Annotated in this window: 13 protein-coding genes; 3 read left to right on the top strand and 10 right to left on the bottom strand. The window is 36.6% G+C overall.

What is annotated here, in order from left to right; genetic code table 11:
* Nucleotides 1–88: 88 nt before the first annotated feature.
* The 3 genes from feoB (at nt 89) to HMPREF3034_RS12890 (ending at nt 4334) form a co-directional block, all read left to right on the top strand.
* Nucleotides 89–2509 carry a ferrous iron transport protein B gene (gene feoB / locus HMPREF3034_RS00605; protein WP_036897530.1) on the top strand — a complete coding sequence of 807 codons (2421 nt, stop codon included), beginning with the start codon at nt 89–91 and terminating at the stop codon, nt 2507–2509.
* 135 nt (nt 2510–2644) lie between these two features.
* On the top strand, nt 2645–3775 hold the full coding sequence (locus HMPREF3034_RS00600; protein ID WP_062432403.1) for a porin: 1131 nt from the start codon (nt 2645–2647) through the stop codon (nt 3773–3775).
* A gap of 307 nt (nt 3776–4082) precedes the next feature.
* Nucleotides 4083–4334 (top strand): hypothetical protein, encoded by a 252-nt coding sequence (locus HMPREF3034_RS12890; RefSeq protein WP_036898703.1) that lies wholly within the window; start codon nt 4083–4085, stop codon nt 4332–4334.
* 68 nt (nt 4335–4402) lie between these two features.
* Here HMPREF3034_RS12890 and HMPREF3034_RS00590 read toward each other — a convergent pair whose 3' ends face one another.
* The 10 genes from HMPREF3034_RS00590 to HMPREF3034_RS00545 form a co-directional block, all read right to left on the bottom strand.
* Entirely contained in the window at nt 4403–6343 is a 1941-nt protein-coding gene (locus tag HMPREF3034_RS00590; RefSeq protein ID WP_062432400.1) for an NAD(+) synthase, read from the bottom strand.
* Nucleotides 6344–6351: 8 nt separating this feature from the next.
* Nucleotides 6352–7488, bottom strand: coding sequence for a DUF2027 domain-containing protein (locus HMPREF3034_RS00585; protein WP_062432397.1), 1137 nt, complete (start codon nt 7486–7488; stop codon nt 6352–6354).
* 20 nt (nt 7489–7508) lie between these two features.
* Nucleotides 7509–8780: an S-adenosylmethionine:tRNA ribosyltransferase-isomerase gene (locus HMPREF3034_RS00580; RefSeq protein WP_062432393.1), complete on the bottom strand. Its 1272-nt coding sequence runs from the start codon at nt 8778–8780 to the stop codon at nt 7509–7511.
* A 2-nt stretch (nt 8781–8782) separates the two neighbouring features.
* The gene (locus tag HMPREF3034_RS00575; RefSeq protein WP_231725573.1) at nt 8783–9307 is read right to left on the bottom strand and encodes a phosphatase PAP2 family protein; all 525 of its coding nucleotides are present in this window, start codon (nt 9305–9307) and stop codon (nt 8783–8785) included.
* A 175-nt stretch (nt 9308–9482) separates the two neighbouring features.
* Nucleotides 9483–12047 carry a BatD family protein gene (locus tag HMPREF3034_RS00570; RefSeq protein ID WP_062432387.1) on the bottom strand — a complete coding sequence of 855 codons (2565 nt, stop codon included), beginning with the start codon at nt 12045–12047 and terminating at the stop codon, nt 9483–9485.
* A gap of 42 nt (nt 12048–12089) precedes the next feature.
* Complete coding sequence (locus tag HMPREF3034_RS00565; protein WP_036898655.1) at nt 12090–12770, bottom strand: tetratricopeptide repeat protein; 681 nt, start codon at nt 12768–12770, stop codon at nt 12090–12092.
* Nucleotides 12767–13795 carry a vWA domain-containing protein gene (locus tag HMPREF3034_RS00560; protein WP_062432384.1) on the bottom strand — a complete coding sequence of 343 codons (1029 nt, stop codon included), beginning with the start codon at nt 13793–13795 and terminating at the stop codon, nt 12767–12769. Before HMPREF3034_RS00560 ends, HMPREF3034_RS00565 begins: the two co-directional genes overlap by 4 nt.
* 30 nt (nt 13796–13825) lie before the next feature.
* Nucleotides 13826–14824, bottom strand: a complete 999-nt coding sequence (locus HMPREF3034_RS00555; protein WP_062432382.1) for a vWA domain-containing protein — start codon at nt 14822–14824, stop codon at nt 13826–13828.
* A 1-nt stretch (nt 14825) separates the two neighbouring features.
* Entirely contained in the window at nt 14826–15911 is a 1086-nt protein-coding gene (locus HMPREF3034_RS00550) for a BatD family protein (RefSeq protein WP_062432378.1), read from the bottom strand.
* 2 nt (nt 15912–15913) lie between these two features.
* The gene (locus HMPREF3034_RS00545) at nt 15914–16783 is read right to left on the bottom strand and encodes a DUF58 domain-containing protein (protein WP_062432374.1); all 870 of its coding nucleotides are present in this window, start codon (nt 16781–16783) and stop codon (nt 15914–15916) included.
* Nucleotides 16784–16827 lie beyond the last annotated feature (44 nt).

Below are 16827 nucleotides of genomic sequence, written 5' to 3'. Positions count from 1 at the left end.
TAAATAGGTATTTTATATAAAAAATGGAATTATAAGAAAACAAAAGCAAAGTTTATTGTTTACTTTTGCATGTTATAGATATTGGAATATGAAGTTATCAGATCTGAAGACCGGCGAATACGGTATCATTATAAAAGTAACAGGACACGGCGGTTTCCGAAAACGCATCGTAGAGATGGGCTTTATCAAAGGGCAAAAAGTAGAGGTCTTACTCAATGCTCCCCTACAAGATCCCGTCAAATATAAGGTCATGGGATATGAAGTTTCATTGCGTAGGAGTGAAGCCTCCATGATAGAAGTGATGAGTGAGAAGGAGGCTAAAGTTTTTAGTTCTGATAAAGATTATACAACTTCTATTGTTCCGGAAAACGAATTACATGTTTCTGATGACGAATTAGAGTTGGCAGCAATAGCCAAAAGGCGAGTTATCAATGTGGCTTTGGTGGGCAATCCGAATTGTGGTAAGACTTCTCTATTCAATTTTGCTTCGGGCGCACATGAACGTGTCGGTAATTATAGCGGTGTAACTGTTGATGCTAAAGTGGGCCATACCGAACATCGAGGATACCATTTCAATTTGGTAGATTTACCGGGAACTTATAGTCTATCTGCTTATAGTCCGGAAGAATTGTATGTAAGGAAGCAGATTATAGAGCAGATGCCAGATGTTATTATCAATGTCATAGATACCAGTAATTTAGAACGCAATCTTTATCTTACAACCCAATTGATAGATATGCACTTACGTATGGTATGTGCACTCAATATGTATGATGAGGTAGAGAAGCGGGGCGACCATGTTGATGAAGACAAATTGGGCACTCTCTTCGGGATACCTATGATACCGACATCGTTTACGAATGGTCGTGGACTCAATCAGCTCCTAGATGCGGTAGTTGATATGTATGAGGGAAATGAAGGAGATAATCTACATTTTCGCCATATCCATATCAATCATGGACACGAGATAGAGGCAGGTATATTGCATATTCAGCATTATCTAAAAAGCAATATAGATCTTCGTCAGAAGTATTCTACTCGTTATTTGGCTATCAAACTATTAGAACATGATCAGGATGTAGAATCGTATATTAAAACACTAGATAAAGATGAGGAAATCTTTGCAGAACGCAAAAAGGCTGAAGATAGAGTGAGAGAAGAAACTGGAGTAGACAGTGAAACGGCTATTATGGATGCTAAATATGGTTTTATCCATGGTGCATTGCAAGAAGCCCTCTATTCAACAGGTAATAAGAAAGACACTTACCAGACTACTCACCTGCTCGATCGTATCATAACCAATCGATATTTAGGATTTCCTATATTCATATTGTTCTTATGGTTGATGTTTGAAGTAACATTCACCCTTGGACAGTATCCGATGGATTTGATTGAGGCGGGAGTTACTTGGCTTGGTCAAACTGTAAGTGAGGTGTTACCAGCCGGGCCTCTGAAAGCCATGATTTCCGATGGAATCATTGGTGGTGTTGGCGCTGTGATAGTCTTTCTACCGCAGATATTGATTCTCTACTTTTTTATCTCATACATGGAAGATTCGGGATATATGGCCAGAGCTGCTTTCATAATGGATAAACTTATGCACAAGATGGGATTGCATGGAAAGTCGTTTATTCCATTGATAATGGGATTTGGGTGTAATGTTCCTGCTGTCATGGCTACGCGAACCATTGAGAGTAGACGTTCTAGGCTTATTACCATGCTCGTTCTTCCGATGATGAGTTGCTCGGCCAGACTGCCTATTTATATTATGATTATAGGGACATTCTTTGCAGCCGAATACCGCTCTACCGTTATGATGTCACTTTATTTTATTGGAATTTTGATGGCAATAATTATCGGTCGGCTATATTCTCAAGTACTAGTGAAAGGAGAAGACACCCCCTTTGTGATGGAGCTTCCCCCCTATCGTTTCCCTACGTGGAAAGCAATTGGTCGACATACATGGGAAAAAGGTAAACAATATCTAAAAAAAATGGGTGGTATCATCTTGGTGGCAAGCATTATAGTATGGGCTTTAGGATATTTTCCGCATCATGATGAATTGTCTGCTAGTCAGCAACAAGAACAGAGCTATATTGGCAGGATAGGTAAAGCTATAGAACCTATATTCCGTCCTCAAGGTTTTGATTGGAAATTAGATGTTGGTTTGCTAGCAGGTGTTGGGGCAAAGGAAATCGTGGCCAGCACCATGGGAGTGCTTTATAGTGATGACAGTAGTTTTGCTGATGATGATTCATATAACTCTGATGCAGCAAAATATACGCGTTTGAGAAGAATGATGGTAGCAGATGGGATTACCCCCTTAGCCGCTTATAGTTTTTTGTTGTTTGTGTTACTCTATTTCCCTTGCATTGCAACGATAGCTGCAATCAAAGGAGAGACTGGTAATTGGAAATGGGCTATTTTCACAGCGGTATATACAACAGGATTGGCATGGGTAGTCTCTGCACTCACATATCAGCTAGGAACTCTTTTGGGATTCTCGTAATTCAGGGATGGAAGTGCAATTTTGCAACATTAATTAGAACAAGGAATTTCCTGCAAAAAATAGCATGAATTAAAAAAAATGGTTACTTTTGCACTAATCACTAAACGAAAATAGAAAATCGTTAATCATTTATTTATGAAAAAGGAAATCCTTGCATCATTACTTGTATTGGCATCTTATGGTGCATCAGCGCAAGAAAGTAAAGCAACTTGGGTCAACAATTTAAAGTTGTCTGGGTATGGTATCACGCAATACCAGTATAGTGGACAGAGTGGTGCGAAAGCTAACTCCTTTAATATTCGATTGGTCAGGGTTTCTCTTGACGGTAGAATTCTTAATGATGTAGCATGGAAAGCGCAAATTCAGTTGAATGGTAACACTTCTACACTGGGCAGTAGTCCTCGTATTGTAGATTTGTTTGCAGAATGGCAAAAATATGGTTACTTTAAAGTGAAGTTGGGACAATTTAAACGACCATTTACCTTTGAGAACCCTATGCATCCGGTTGACCAAGGCTTTATGGGCTATGCACAGAATGTTACAAGTTTAGCTGGCTTTAATGATCGAGTTGGAGCACATAGTTCTAATGGTAGGGATATAGGTCTTCAGCTGCAAGGTGATTTCTTGAAGAACTCAAATGGCCGTAATTTGCTACATTATCAGGTTGGTATCTTTAATGGACAGGGTATCAATGTAAAAGATGTAGACCAACGTAAGGATATCATTGGTGGTATATGGGTAATGCCAGTAGCTGGTATGAGACTAGGTGTATTCGGCTGGGAAGGCTCTTATGCCCGAAAAGGCGATTGGTCTGAGACAGATGCTGTTGGCAATACCGTAGAACATAAGGGAGCTATTAGAAGTTTGTCACAACACCGTTATGCTATCAGTGGGGAATATGTGGTGAATGATTGGACATTCCGTTCGGAGTATATCCATTCTACTGGTAATGCTTTTGCTAAGACTTATCAAGACTCCAAGACTGCTTCAGATTGCACTCTGAGCAGTAATGGCAATAAAGCTGACGGGTTTTACGTTTTAGCAATAGCTCCCATCATTAAAAAGCAGATGCATGTAAAAGCTCGTTATGACCTTTATAGAAAGACAGGAGAATGGGCTTCTGCAAAGACTTTTTATGAAATAGGTGCAGATTATGAATTTACTAAGAATTTAGAAATCTCGGCCGAGTACGCAAGAGTAAACGATAGAACGCTAGCAAAGCATGATTATGATATGGTAGATGTGCAGGTTAGTTTCAGATTTTAGTAATATCAAAAGAAAAGGAATAAATAATTATGGAAGATAACTATAGAAATTCGACAGAAAAGAATTATGTGCATCACCGTCATCACAGCAACGGAAAACATCGTCATAGCCATTACAATATGACGACAGGGGCTGCAAGAGCAAAGAGAAGAAGAAAGTTCTTGGCCAATGTACTTTTCGCTTGTCTAGTGATTTTGGCACTTATAATAATTTGTTTCGTAGTATGGTTATATACCGCATAATTTAGAGACATTGTTATCTAGGGCACAAATATAGTCTTATGTTTGTGCCCTATTTTATTCTATTTATGAGAAAAGTTCTGACACGAATTAAGAGTTGGCTTCAAAAGCTTTCTTTTAAAACAGGTGTATGTGTGTTGTTGATGTGTATACCTTTTTATATCATCTCTTTTGGGCAGATGGCATTACCTATATCCACGTCTTTGAAAGGTGTTCTATGGGTGGTGTTTTTTGGCTTGGCAAAAACATGTCAATATGGTGGTTTTACCATTCTGGGAGTAGAAGGATGGAAAAGATTAAAACAGAAATTTCCTAGATGATATTCATATATAAAGAAAGCTTCTTGCAGAATAATAGCAAGAAGCCTTCTTTATATAGTTTTCCTAAGTCAAAGTTCATCACATTCTTCTAGCCATAAACGATTCATAGCATCGCTAGGCATACGCCAATCTCCCCTTGGACTGAGGCTTACACTTCCAACCTTTGGACCATCCGGCAGACAACTGCGTTTGAACTGTTGTGTAAAGAATCTGTAATGGAAAGTTCTGAGCCAATGCTTGATGGTTTCCTGAGAATATTGTTCAGGCTTGAAAGCTTTACATGCAAGCAGATAAATCTTTTTAGGACTAAAGCCAAATCTCAAGAGATAGTAAAGAAAGAAATCGTGTAGCTCGTATGGACCAACTAAGTCTTCCGTCTTTTGTTGGATGTTCCCAGATTCAGCGGCCGGGGTAAGTTCCGGACTAATCGGTGTATCAATGATATCTAATAAGATGTCGTGTACAGTTTGGTCTAATGTTGTTGCAACATATTCTACCAAGTACTTGATAATAGTCTTGGGAACACTGGCGTTAACTCCATACATGCTCATATGGTCTCCATTATAAGTAGCCCATCCTAATGCTAATTCAGACAAATCACCGGTACCAATGACTAGTCCACCAACCTGATTACTCAGATCCATCAGAATCTGGGTACGCTCGCGAGCCTGAGAATTCTCATAGGTTACATCGTGTACCTTGATATCATGGCCTATATCATTGAAGTGTTGTATTACAGCATTGGCGATATTGATTTCACGAATTTCAATCCCAAGTTTTTGCATGAGATGGATTGCATTGTGATAGGTACGGTCGGACGTACCAAATCCCGGCATGGTGACACCAAGGATACCTGCTCTATCTAATCCTAACTTATCAAAAGTCTTGATACATACAAGGAGTGCCAATGTTGAATCTAATCCTCCACTGATACCTATAACTACTCGTTTGCTATGTGTATGTTGTAAACGTTTGGCTAACCCCATTACCTGTATATTCAGAATCTCCTCACAGGCAGCACTCAAATTCTCTTCGTGTGGAATAAAAGGTTGTGGATCCACTTGTCTAGTTAATGTAAATGGGCGAGGGGTAATCTCTTTGCAATTGATGATAATCTTATTAGAATCAGTGTTGTTGGTAGTTGGACGCTGGGCATTGACAAATGTGGAATTATTGCGACGCTCTGTACGTAGACGTTCTACATCGATTTGAGCCATCTCCATTTGGGGCGATAACACAAATCTATCTGCTTCTGCAAGGAGACTCCCATTCTCAAAAATAATAGCATTTCCACCATAGACTAAATCTTGTGTACTTTCACCATAGCCGCTACTGCTATATATATATCCAGATATAGTTCTGGCGCTCTGCTGTCTTAGCAAAGCCATCAGATATTGATGCTTACCTAGTAAATCATTGCTTGCTGATAAATTGAAAATCAAATCGGCTCCGCATACGGCTAATTGGTTACTAGGTGGGATGGGCGCCCATACATCTTCGCATATTTCAACGCCAAATTTGACACCACCTGCTGTTTGGAATAGTTGAGGGGTTGATGTCACAGATACATTTTGTCCGGCATATCGAATCGTGGTATCGTGTAAATCTTGTGAAGAAGCAAACCATCGCTTCTCATAAAATTCATTATAATTTGGTAGATATGTCTTCGGTATGATTCCCAATATATGTCCACGTTGGATAACAATGGCACAGTTGAGTAATAAGTCGCCGACACAGATGGGAGCCCCTATAATACTGATAATATCAAAATTGCTTGTAGAACTCACAAGTCGAGAGATATTTTCTTCAGCGGCATCTAGTAACAGTTGTTGGCGAAATAGATCTTGACAAGTATATCCTGTTACAGATAATTCTGGAAACACAATAATCTCAACATCTTCATTTTCAGCTTGCTGAATAGTTGATATAAGATTATCGGTGTTGTATTTGGCATCGCCAACAAGTACATTTGGTATTGCTGTGGCTACTTTGATAAAACCGTAATTCATGATAAATATTATTTGATGACTACTTGGGTGGCTCCATAACCATATTCTAGAAATGAAGCATCTTGATATTGAACTTTCTTATATTTGTAATTTAGTTCGTGAATGATGGATTGCCTTAATACACCATTTCCTTTACCATGGATAAAGACTATTTTTTGTCCTCGTCGATTCTTATAGTGCTCCATAATTTCATTGAATTTCTCCATTTGATAGTCTCGTATATCTTCTGGTCTCATTCCGGCTGTAGTATCCAATAATTCATGAGCATGTAAATCTACAACAAGGATATCGGAGTCTTTCTGTCTGATAAATCGTTTATCTTGAGATTGAACATTTTTAGTATCCTTATCTGTGGCAAAGTCCAGAGTACTAGCTATTTTCATTGAAGAACTAGCAAGTGGTTCATCATCTATAATTAAATGATACAGTAATGCCGGAGATTCAAAAAAGTCATTCTCTACAAATACATGAGATTTATAGAATTTAACAGGATCTAATTTTAGCCGTATATTAAAAGCTGGTTTTCCGATGAATACCTTTTCTTTCTTATAAAAGAAAGCTTGGAGTGATATGCGCGAAAGGTCATTTAGCATTTCTAAATCAACATCTTCAATAGCTAATTGAGTATTGGGTGCTATTTCTCCTTGAAAGCGTAAATTGTGATTGCTTTCTTGCAAAGAGGCATAGGCGCATTGCACATAGTAATTACAATCATTAATGATGTACGCCTTGAAAGATGATTGTGTGATATTTAGCGGATTTTGGGGAACAAAGGCTAGATATAGATTAAGTAAATCCCCACCCTTTCTCTCCTCAATAGGTTTCTTGAAAGTAATTTCCGGTTCTTCGAAGAAGCTACTGTCATCAGAATCATCATCAGCTATTTCTTCATGAAGTAATGCTTTGATACTATGGTTTTTATGTTCTTGCTCTTGATTTTGTTTCTTCTCTAAAGCATTTGTTTTTGATTTGATGGCTCTTGATGTGCTATAGTCATCCATGTTTGTGACAACAACATCAGATCTGGAAACTGGTATTTGGAAGCCATCTTCGTCTTCAACCAATACTATCTGATGACTTTGAAATCCCGCAATGGTTCCACCGCCAATTTCATTTAAAAAGCGTACTCTATCTCCTATTTTCATAATGATGTGTTCTATGTGAATTATGGAATTAATAAACTACTATCACCATAGCTTAAGAAGCGAAAATCATGTGATAGGGCATAGTCATAGATGGTTTTCCAGTTTCCCTTGACAAAAGCACTTACCAATAGAAGTAATGTACTTTGTGGTTGGTGGAAATTGGTAATGAGCATCTTTACATACTTATATTCATAGCCGGGTGCAATAATAATTTGTGTACTGCTATGAAGAGCATTCAGTTCATTTTCATTTAGATAGTCTAAGATATTTTGAATGGCCTTCTGTGGGGTAATCTGATTGATAAGCCCACCTTCTACCTCATTTTCATATGGCTCCCATTGGAAAACGTGCAGTTGCTCTTCAGTAAGGTTTTTGTCATGTTCCAGTTTCACACCCATGTAATAAAGGCTTTCAAGTGTTCTAACACTCGTTGTTCCAACAGCAATAGCTTCGCATTGATGATTTAATAATTTAACGAGCGTCTGTTTGTGTACGCAGATGAATTCTGTGTGCATTTCATGTTCTTTTATTTCAGGATGCTTGACAGGCTTAAATGTCCCAGCTCCTACATGCAATGTTAATTCTTCGGTTTCAATACCTAACTTTTTGATAGAATCTAATACCGAATCTGTGAAATGTAAGCCTGCTGTTGGTGCAGCCACACTTCCCATAATTTTACTATATACAGTTTGGTAGGTGGTTTTATCACTTTCTTCTGTCTCACGATTTAAATATGGCGGGATTGGTAATTCTCCAACAGTTTGTAGTATCTCGGCAAAACTTATACCTCCCGTTGTGTCCCATTCAAAATCAATCCAATATCCAGCACTAGGAGTTTTGAATGAAGAATGTAAGAAGTGGTTTGCGTCAAATTCTTTTCGATTAGCTTTTAAAGTGATTTTACATCCACGAATTTCAAAATCTCGTTCTAAAGTTCCATTCTTCCATTTCTTCAGATTGCCGACCATACAGATCCACGAACATTTGCCTACAGACTGGAACATCTGTTCATAGTCTGCCGGTTTTGCAGGTTCTAGTAGAAAGACTTCTATTAATGCTCCTGTTGATTTACGAAAATGTATTCGTGCCTGAATCACTTTCGTATTATTATATACCATGAGAGCCCCTTGGGGCAGCCAATGAGAAATATTATAAAAATGGTCTTGTTCTATTGTGCCATGGTTATATACTAGTAACTTACTATGGTCACGTGGACTAACAGGGAATTTTGCAATTCTTTCATCGGGTAAATCGTATGTATAATCACTTATTTGAATGTTCTTTGTATTCATTTTTATATAACAGAAATAATTAATGAAAGGATTAGTAACATGACGAAAATAGATATTACGACATCAATATCCTCATGGCTATATCCAGTAGATGTATATTGAGATGATATATAATTTATTTTGGGTGAATATTTATAATATATATAATGGTACACTTTATAACTAATTATTCCAACGAGACTCCCCCACAACATGCCCATGCATACATCGCTGGGATAATGAAGTCCTAGATATAATCGCGTAATGGAATTTATTATAGCCCATATGTACATGATAATACTCAAGGAGAGGCTTCGCGTCAGGCAACAAATGAAAGTGGCTATAGCAAAAGTGTTTGCTGCATGTGCAGAGAAAAAGCTAAAGTCTTTTTCGCCTACCCCTTTTAGAATATCCAATGTGTATTTAATATATGGATCATTGATAGGACGTAGACGCTCTACCAATGGCTTAACTAGCAAATTATCGGTTCCACTAGCTAAGAGAACTCCAAAGAGAATTCCCAATACTGTTATACAAATCTGTAACATAGTCTCATTGTTTTTGACAACGAGAAAGAATATTGCAAAGTATAATGGAATCCATGTATACCCTAATGTAGAATATTGCATGAGATGGTCTAATAACAGATTGTTACTGCTATTAAAGCTATGTAATATATTTATATCAATCTGATTGATATTACTGTAATCCATTATATAAGAATTATATCTTTTCGATAGAACTTGATGGTATCCACCCCTCACGACCATCAGCTAATTTAATATTCCACCAATTTTTCATGCCTTGGTCAATAATATCTACTCTAGTTCCCTCATGGATAATAAATTGACTTGCATTATTTTGTGTAGGGGTTTTATAAACTGATACCGAAGGACTTATAACTATTGCCCCTGTAGAGTTTTGCAGGTTATATTTTTGCTGGTACGAGAAGACCATACTAACGATAAAAAGACATAAAAAGCAAATCGAAGCATAGAAGCCGCCTTTTCGGAATAATAATTTATTAGAGAATAGGTATAGCAATAAGAATGCTAAAAATCCTATTAACGCTATGATGGATATATAAGCCCAATTGTCAACACTCGTAAAATTCACACATGATTTGTACCACGTTATAAAGAACATTTCATTGTCTTCAGCAATTTTATCAATAGTCTTACTTCTGGCAAATTGTAAATTGAAGCGTATATCCTTATTTCCCGGTTCTAATTGTAAAGCACGTTCGTATGATAGTACAGCATGTGTAATATCATTCGTACGATAGTAAGCATTTCCAAGATTATAATAGAGCAAAGCATTTTTGTGACCCTTTAATAACTGGGTGTATTCTTTGATTGCTAATTGATAGTCACCTGTTATATATGCCTTATCTGCCGTATCTTTATTTGCAGCTATAGTAGTACCAGGAAGTAATGAACCAAGAAGTATTAACAGAATAATAAAATGAGTATTATATCTCTTCTTATTCATGACATTCTCTATATTTGTAATGGCTGTCATAGCTGCATTAAAAGTCTTATTCATATTACCTGTTACATCTCCTGGGGCATATCGTTCATATTCACATTCATCTATTGCTGTAATGAACATAGAGATGGTAGCATCATCTACATTATAGCTTTGTAACTTTTCTGATATATTCTCACGAGAAAGTTTTTCTACAGGAATATTTATTTTGTCACCTACATATCCCCATAAAGCCCTTAGAACTTCGTCATAGAATTCATTATCCCTATTGGCTTCCATTAAATTCTTGGCTTTCTTTAATCTCTTATTGGCAACTTTATTAGCTTTTCTCCCTTTAGAAGCAATGATGTCAGCATTTTCTTTTGCTTGTTTCCTGAAAGCAACTGATAATATGCCAAATGTGACAATAGGCAATATCAAGAATAGCCAATAACTAAGAGAATCAAAGAAACTTTGATGTATATCGTAGGAATCTACATTCCCACGTTTAATATCTCGAATATCATTTTCCTTCATACTGAAGTCTGAAATCGTACTATTAGTACCATTACCTTTTGAAACCTCTAAGTTGAATGATTGAGTTGATATTGTCTTGTATGAATTTGAGGAAATATCATAATAAATAAACTCTATAGCTAGAATTTTATATTGCCCAACATTCCTTGGTACTATGATATAATCGTATACCATACTGCCTTCCACACCTTGAGATGTCAATTGAGTTTTATCAGTTATCTTAGGAGCATATTTATCAAAGTCTTTTGGTAATTTTATTTCAGGCTGTTTTATCAACTTTAGATTACCGACTCCACTAACAGCTACACGCAACTGAACTGGTTCGCCTGTCTTTATTTGGCTTTTATTTAATTGGGCTGATATTTTGAAAGTTCCAACACCACCGGAAAAATCCATGGGACGTGTAGGAAGTGGCAATACTTGTACATCAATACTTGGCGCAACGATGTTCCTCTTAACCTCCACATATCCAGAACCTCCATTAAAGAATGCTTCTAATGGGTCTACATTTCTATTTTGTTGAACAACAATGCCCTTGAAAGTAATACTAGGAATCGTTAATTTCCCTGTAATTTGGGGATACATGACATATTGACTCCATGTTACACACCTATAATTCCTACCATTAACTTTTTCTACATGGAAGTTTTTTTGTTGTGGTAATTTTATTTCTTGTGTATGGAAGCCTGTTAGGTCGGGCATTTTTCCTTCTAATTGTGTAAGATCAAGTAACGTATATACCTTATAAGTTAATAGTATTGGTTCTTGTTCATGTACCACCCTTTTATTTGCGCTCACTTTGATAAACAAATCATTACCCGATATTTGGGAACCAGCACTACGCATCTGTGCATTATTGTCTTCATGCATCTGAGGACTGGTTGTATTTCGGGCATGTCCGGATACTTCTACTTTAACAGCATGTGATACTATTTTCTTCCCATTAACGATAGCAACAGCAGAAGGAATTGTATATATACCATTTTTAGCTGCATATAAGGTATACGTATATGTGATGGATGATGAACTACTTGCTCGTCCATTAATGATTTGATAACTAGATTGTGAAGATGTATATGGCCCTGCCAAGACCTCAAGAGCAGATGGTATGTTACCAGCTCTAAAGTCATTAACGTCTTGTGTTGGAATAGTATAGGAGAGTCTAAAGTTCTCTCCAACAGCTACTTGATGTGGAACAGAGACGGAAATTGTTTGTGCAACACTTTGCATGTTCCACAATATCATATATAATACGCTTATAAAAAAAGATGCTCTCTTAGTCATTAAATATCTTTATTATAATGTTTTTATAGGCAACTATTTCTGTTACCAATTCTTCTGCAACTGTTTAGATTTTGGCTGTTGCATGGCTTTTTTTAAACGTTGTTGAGTATTCTCTTCCTGTTGCATCGCAGCATTTAATAATTGTTCTGCATTACTTTTACTCATACTCTGTTTGTCTGGACTCTCTTTTTTAGATTTGTCTTGCTTATCTTTATCTTGCTTATTATTTTTATTTTGTTTATCCTTATCTTTTTTATCTTTGTTCTGCTGGTTGTTCTTGGGCGGTTGATTCTTTAATAACTTCTGACAAAGAGCTAAATTATATCTAGTTTCATTATCAGAAGAATTGTTCCTTAAACTCTCTTTGTATGCTTCAATTGCTTCCGCATATAATTGACGTTTCTGACATATAACCCCTATATTGTGATATGATTTAGATTTGCGGATTTTATTTGTTTCCATCTTTCCCGCATTTTCAAACTGTACAATCGCAGCAGAGTCTTTTTGTTGAGCAAATAGTGCATTTCCTAGGTTATATACCGCTTGCGCATTACGGGGATTTTGAGATATTGCTTTCCTATAAGAAACTTCAGCTTGAACATATTGATCTGTATGAAATTCCTTATTCCCTTTACGAATATTTCGTCTATCAGCTTGTGCATATATGGAATTGCTTCCTATGATACTAAGCAAACAGCACAATATCAATTTATTTATATTCATTTATGTTCTCTTTTAAACAAATGGTAAGACTTCAAATGTCGATTTTTTGCATTGAGTATACAAACGTCTATAATTAATAGAATCAACAAAATAATACCAAAAGCCTGAAATTGTTCGGCATACTGGCTGTATATCACAGAGTCCGTTTCCCCTGTTTGTAATTTAGTAAGTTCTGAATTCAATTTCTCTTGTGCATCGCTGGTATTGTCGACATGTATATATGTACCGCTTCCTGCCTCGGCTATTTGTCGACACATAGTTTCATTCAATGCTGTCATAACTGTATTACCAGCATTATCTTTCAGATAGCCACCCTCTCTCAACGGTATTGGTGCCCCTTTGGGATCTCCAATGCCAAGGATAAATACATTGATTCCTTTTTGATGGGCTGCTTTAGCTGCCTCGGTAGCACCTCCCTCATGGTCTTCACCATCTGTAATAACTATGATAGCTTTTCCAATATTTGATTGTTGGGAGAAACTATTAGTAGATATTTTAATAGCTTCTGCTATGTCAGTACCTTGTGTGGCTATCAGTGATGGATCTATATTCTGCAAAAACATTTTGGCAGAGACATAATCGCTTGTTATAGGTAATTGCACAAATGCGTCTCCAGCAAAGACAACTAATCCTATCTTATCATTGTTAAAATGGTCGACAAGATTTTCTATAAGAAGTTTACTTTTGGCCAAACGAGAGGGAACTACGTCTTCTGCAATCATAGAGTTACTTATATCCAATGCTATAATTGTCTCTATCCCTTGCCGCTTCTCGTGACTAATTTTGGTGCCCATCTGCGGACGGGCTAACATAAGTATTAATATAAATAAGGCCGCACACAATAACCAAAACTTTAAATTAGGGCGCAATTTAGAATAGTTTGGCGATAATTGTTTAATAAGAGCTATATCGCCGAGCCGTTTAAGTTTGGTTTTACGTTGTTTCCATGCAATTCCTTGCCATAAAAGTAAAGCCGGAATAATACATAAAAACCATAAATATGTGGGATCTTCAAATCTAATCATAAAAAATCAATCAGTATTTTTTTATTATCTTTAAGGAAGTCTCCTCAATACTATATATTGTGTGAGTATTTCCAATAATAGGAATATGAATGCAAAAAGGACGAATGGTTGGAATGCCTCGTATCTTTTAGAGAATTGCTTGACATCCATCTTCGTTTTCTCCAATTTATCAATATCTTTATATATCTGCTTTAATTCATTATTATTGGTAGCTCTATAAAAGTTCCCATCCGTCGTCATTGCTATATCACGTAATGTTTTTGTATCTATTTCTACCGGCATATTTACATATTGTACTCTACCGGCAACATTCATGGGATAGGGAGCAACTTTATTGGTGCCTACTCCGATTGTATATACCCTTATTCCTAAGCTCTTAGCAATCTGTGCTGAAGTCATTGGCGACAAATCACCCATATTATTACTACCATCAGTTAACAGAATCACAACTTTACTTTTTGCTTTGGAGTTCTTCAAGCGTGAAACTGCATTTGCCAGTCCCATACCGACAGCTGTTCCATCAGAAATTAAGCCTCTCGCAGCAATATCTGTTCTTACATTATGTAAGAGATTGGCTAAAGATGCATGATCGGTCGTCATAGGGCATTGTGTAAAAGCTTCACCAGCAAAGATTGTCAAGCCTATATTATCATTAGGACGATCGGCAATAAATTCCGCAGCAACATTTTTTGCAGCTTCTATACGATTGGGCTTCAGATCTTCAGCAAGCATAGAGGTTGATACATCCATAGCCATCATTATATCAATACCTTCTACCAATTTGTTATTCCATGAATGACGAGTTTGAGGTCTCGCCATAGCTACTACAATCAATGTAAATGTTATACACCTTAATATCATAGGGGCATGGATAAGTCGCATTCTCCAACTCTTATGAACATATTTATAAGCGAATGTATCGCTCATCCTTAAAGTTGGCTCAGAATCTTTCCTGTATAAGAAATACCACAAGATATATGGTATCAATAATATCAATAATATAAAATATTCCTTATTTGCAAATTCCATATCAGCCAATTAATTGATAAATAGCATACATGATATATCCGAAGAGAATCGCAGCAAATCCTATAACAACACTAATTGTTGTTTTAATAATGACGCGCTGTTTCTTAGATTCCAATTCGTTCTCTGTCAGTTGTGGAACTATACGTTCTTCTTTCGGTTCAATATTCTGTTTGGTGCTGTCTATAAAATTGACAGCATTGACTAAGTTCAAATCATTTTCATTGATTAATGTCGAGTATTTGGCAAATTTTACTAAGTCTGCAGTCTCAAATAAGTTATGAAGTTCGTTTAGCATTACTTGATCTCCATTATCGCGCAATTTAGAAATAATTTCACTACTTGTCATTTCCATTGCACTGAATCCGAAACGCTCTTGGATATACAATCTCAATGTGTCGGTCAATTTTGTATAATACTCCTTCGTATTTTCTGATATATCCATCTTGTCAGATTTAATCTTCTCTATCTCGTGAAGAGCTTTCTGATGAGGTGGTATATGTTTAATTATCCTTATCTTTGTGATAATAGGTTTGTTTTGTTTTAGTCTTACATATAGGTATATGGCTGATATACAAAGTAAAAGCAATAATATGCTCAAGAAAAATAAAGGAGCCCATTCACTCCATAAGAATGGATTGGACTGAACATCTTTTGGTGGATAAAACTTGTTAGGATGAAGAGTATCCACATCAATTGTCAATACTTTTAGTGCAAGAGGATTACCTTGAAAGTTCTTTCCATTGATTAAAACCTTGATAGCAGGGATGGCATATAGCTTTTCTGAGAAAGCTGTCAGCGTAATAGTTTTGGAATATTTGCTTTGGTTGTCATCAGCATCAGTAAGCACGACAGGACTTGATTCAATGATCTCAAGTCCGGGAACAATTTGCTTGGCAGACATTAGCTTTGGAAAGGTGACCTTACTTCCCCTTGGAGCTGTTATGTCAATAGTGAGATGAGCTTGTTCACCTATTAAAATAGATATAGAATCTATCTTTTGAACAACTTGTACTTGTCCAAAAGTAGAGACAGGAAAGAGCCCAATAAGAGCAATACTTAATAAGAAACTTTTAATCCAAACGTGCATAATCAATTCCTTTGCTTAAACAAATACATGAGAGACTTTACATAATCTTCATTTGTTGCTACAGAAATCCAATCAACTTGTCCCTTTGCAAATAATTGTTTCAAGACTCTTTGTCTTTGATTCCAATATTGGGTATGGGCATTCCTAACGAGTTTGGAATTGGTGTCTATTATCATCTCATGACCTGTTTCCGCATCCACGATATTTACCAAACCTACATTTGGTAATGCTTTTGCACATTGGTCATAAACTTGAATAGCCACTACATCGTGCCGTCTACTTGCAATAAGAAGTTCTTTTTCGAATGATTTTTTATCATAGAAGTCGCTTATGACAAATGCAGTAGTTCTATGTTTCATCATCCGTGAAAAGTAAGAGAGAGCGAATGATATATCTGTCTTACGACTCTGAGGCTGGAAATCCAACATCTCTCTGATAATGAAGAGAATATGTTTCCTGCCTTTCTGAGGCGGAATATACTTTTCTATTCTATCTGAGAAAAAGATTGCCCCTATTTTGTCATTGTTTTGGATCGCACTAAATGCCAATGTTGCAGCAATCTCTGTAGCCAAATCTCGTTTCATCTGGATTTGTGTCCCAAACTCAAGGCTACCGGAAACATCTATCAGCAGCATGGCTGTCATTTCCCGTTCTTCTTCGAATACCTTAATATATGGATGGTGAAAACGTGCCGTGACATTCCAATCGATGTCACGAACATCATCACCAAACTGGTATTCTCTGACTTCAGAGAAAGCCATTCCCCTACCTTTAAAGGCTGAATGATACTGTCCGGCAAAGATGTTTTGACTCAAACCTTTGGTCTTTATCTCAATCCGTCTTACTTTTTTTAGAATATCGCGAGTTTCCAAAATGAATTCTATGATTGATAAATCTTAAATATAACTACAATGAA

It is taken from the genome of Prevotella sp. DNF00663 (genome assembly GCF_001553265.1).
In the GTDB taxonomy this organism is placed as follows: Bacteria; Bacteroidota; Bacteroidia; order Bacteroidales; family Bacteroidaceae; genus Prevotella.
This window is presented reverse-complemented; position numbering and strand designations above follow the sequence as displayed.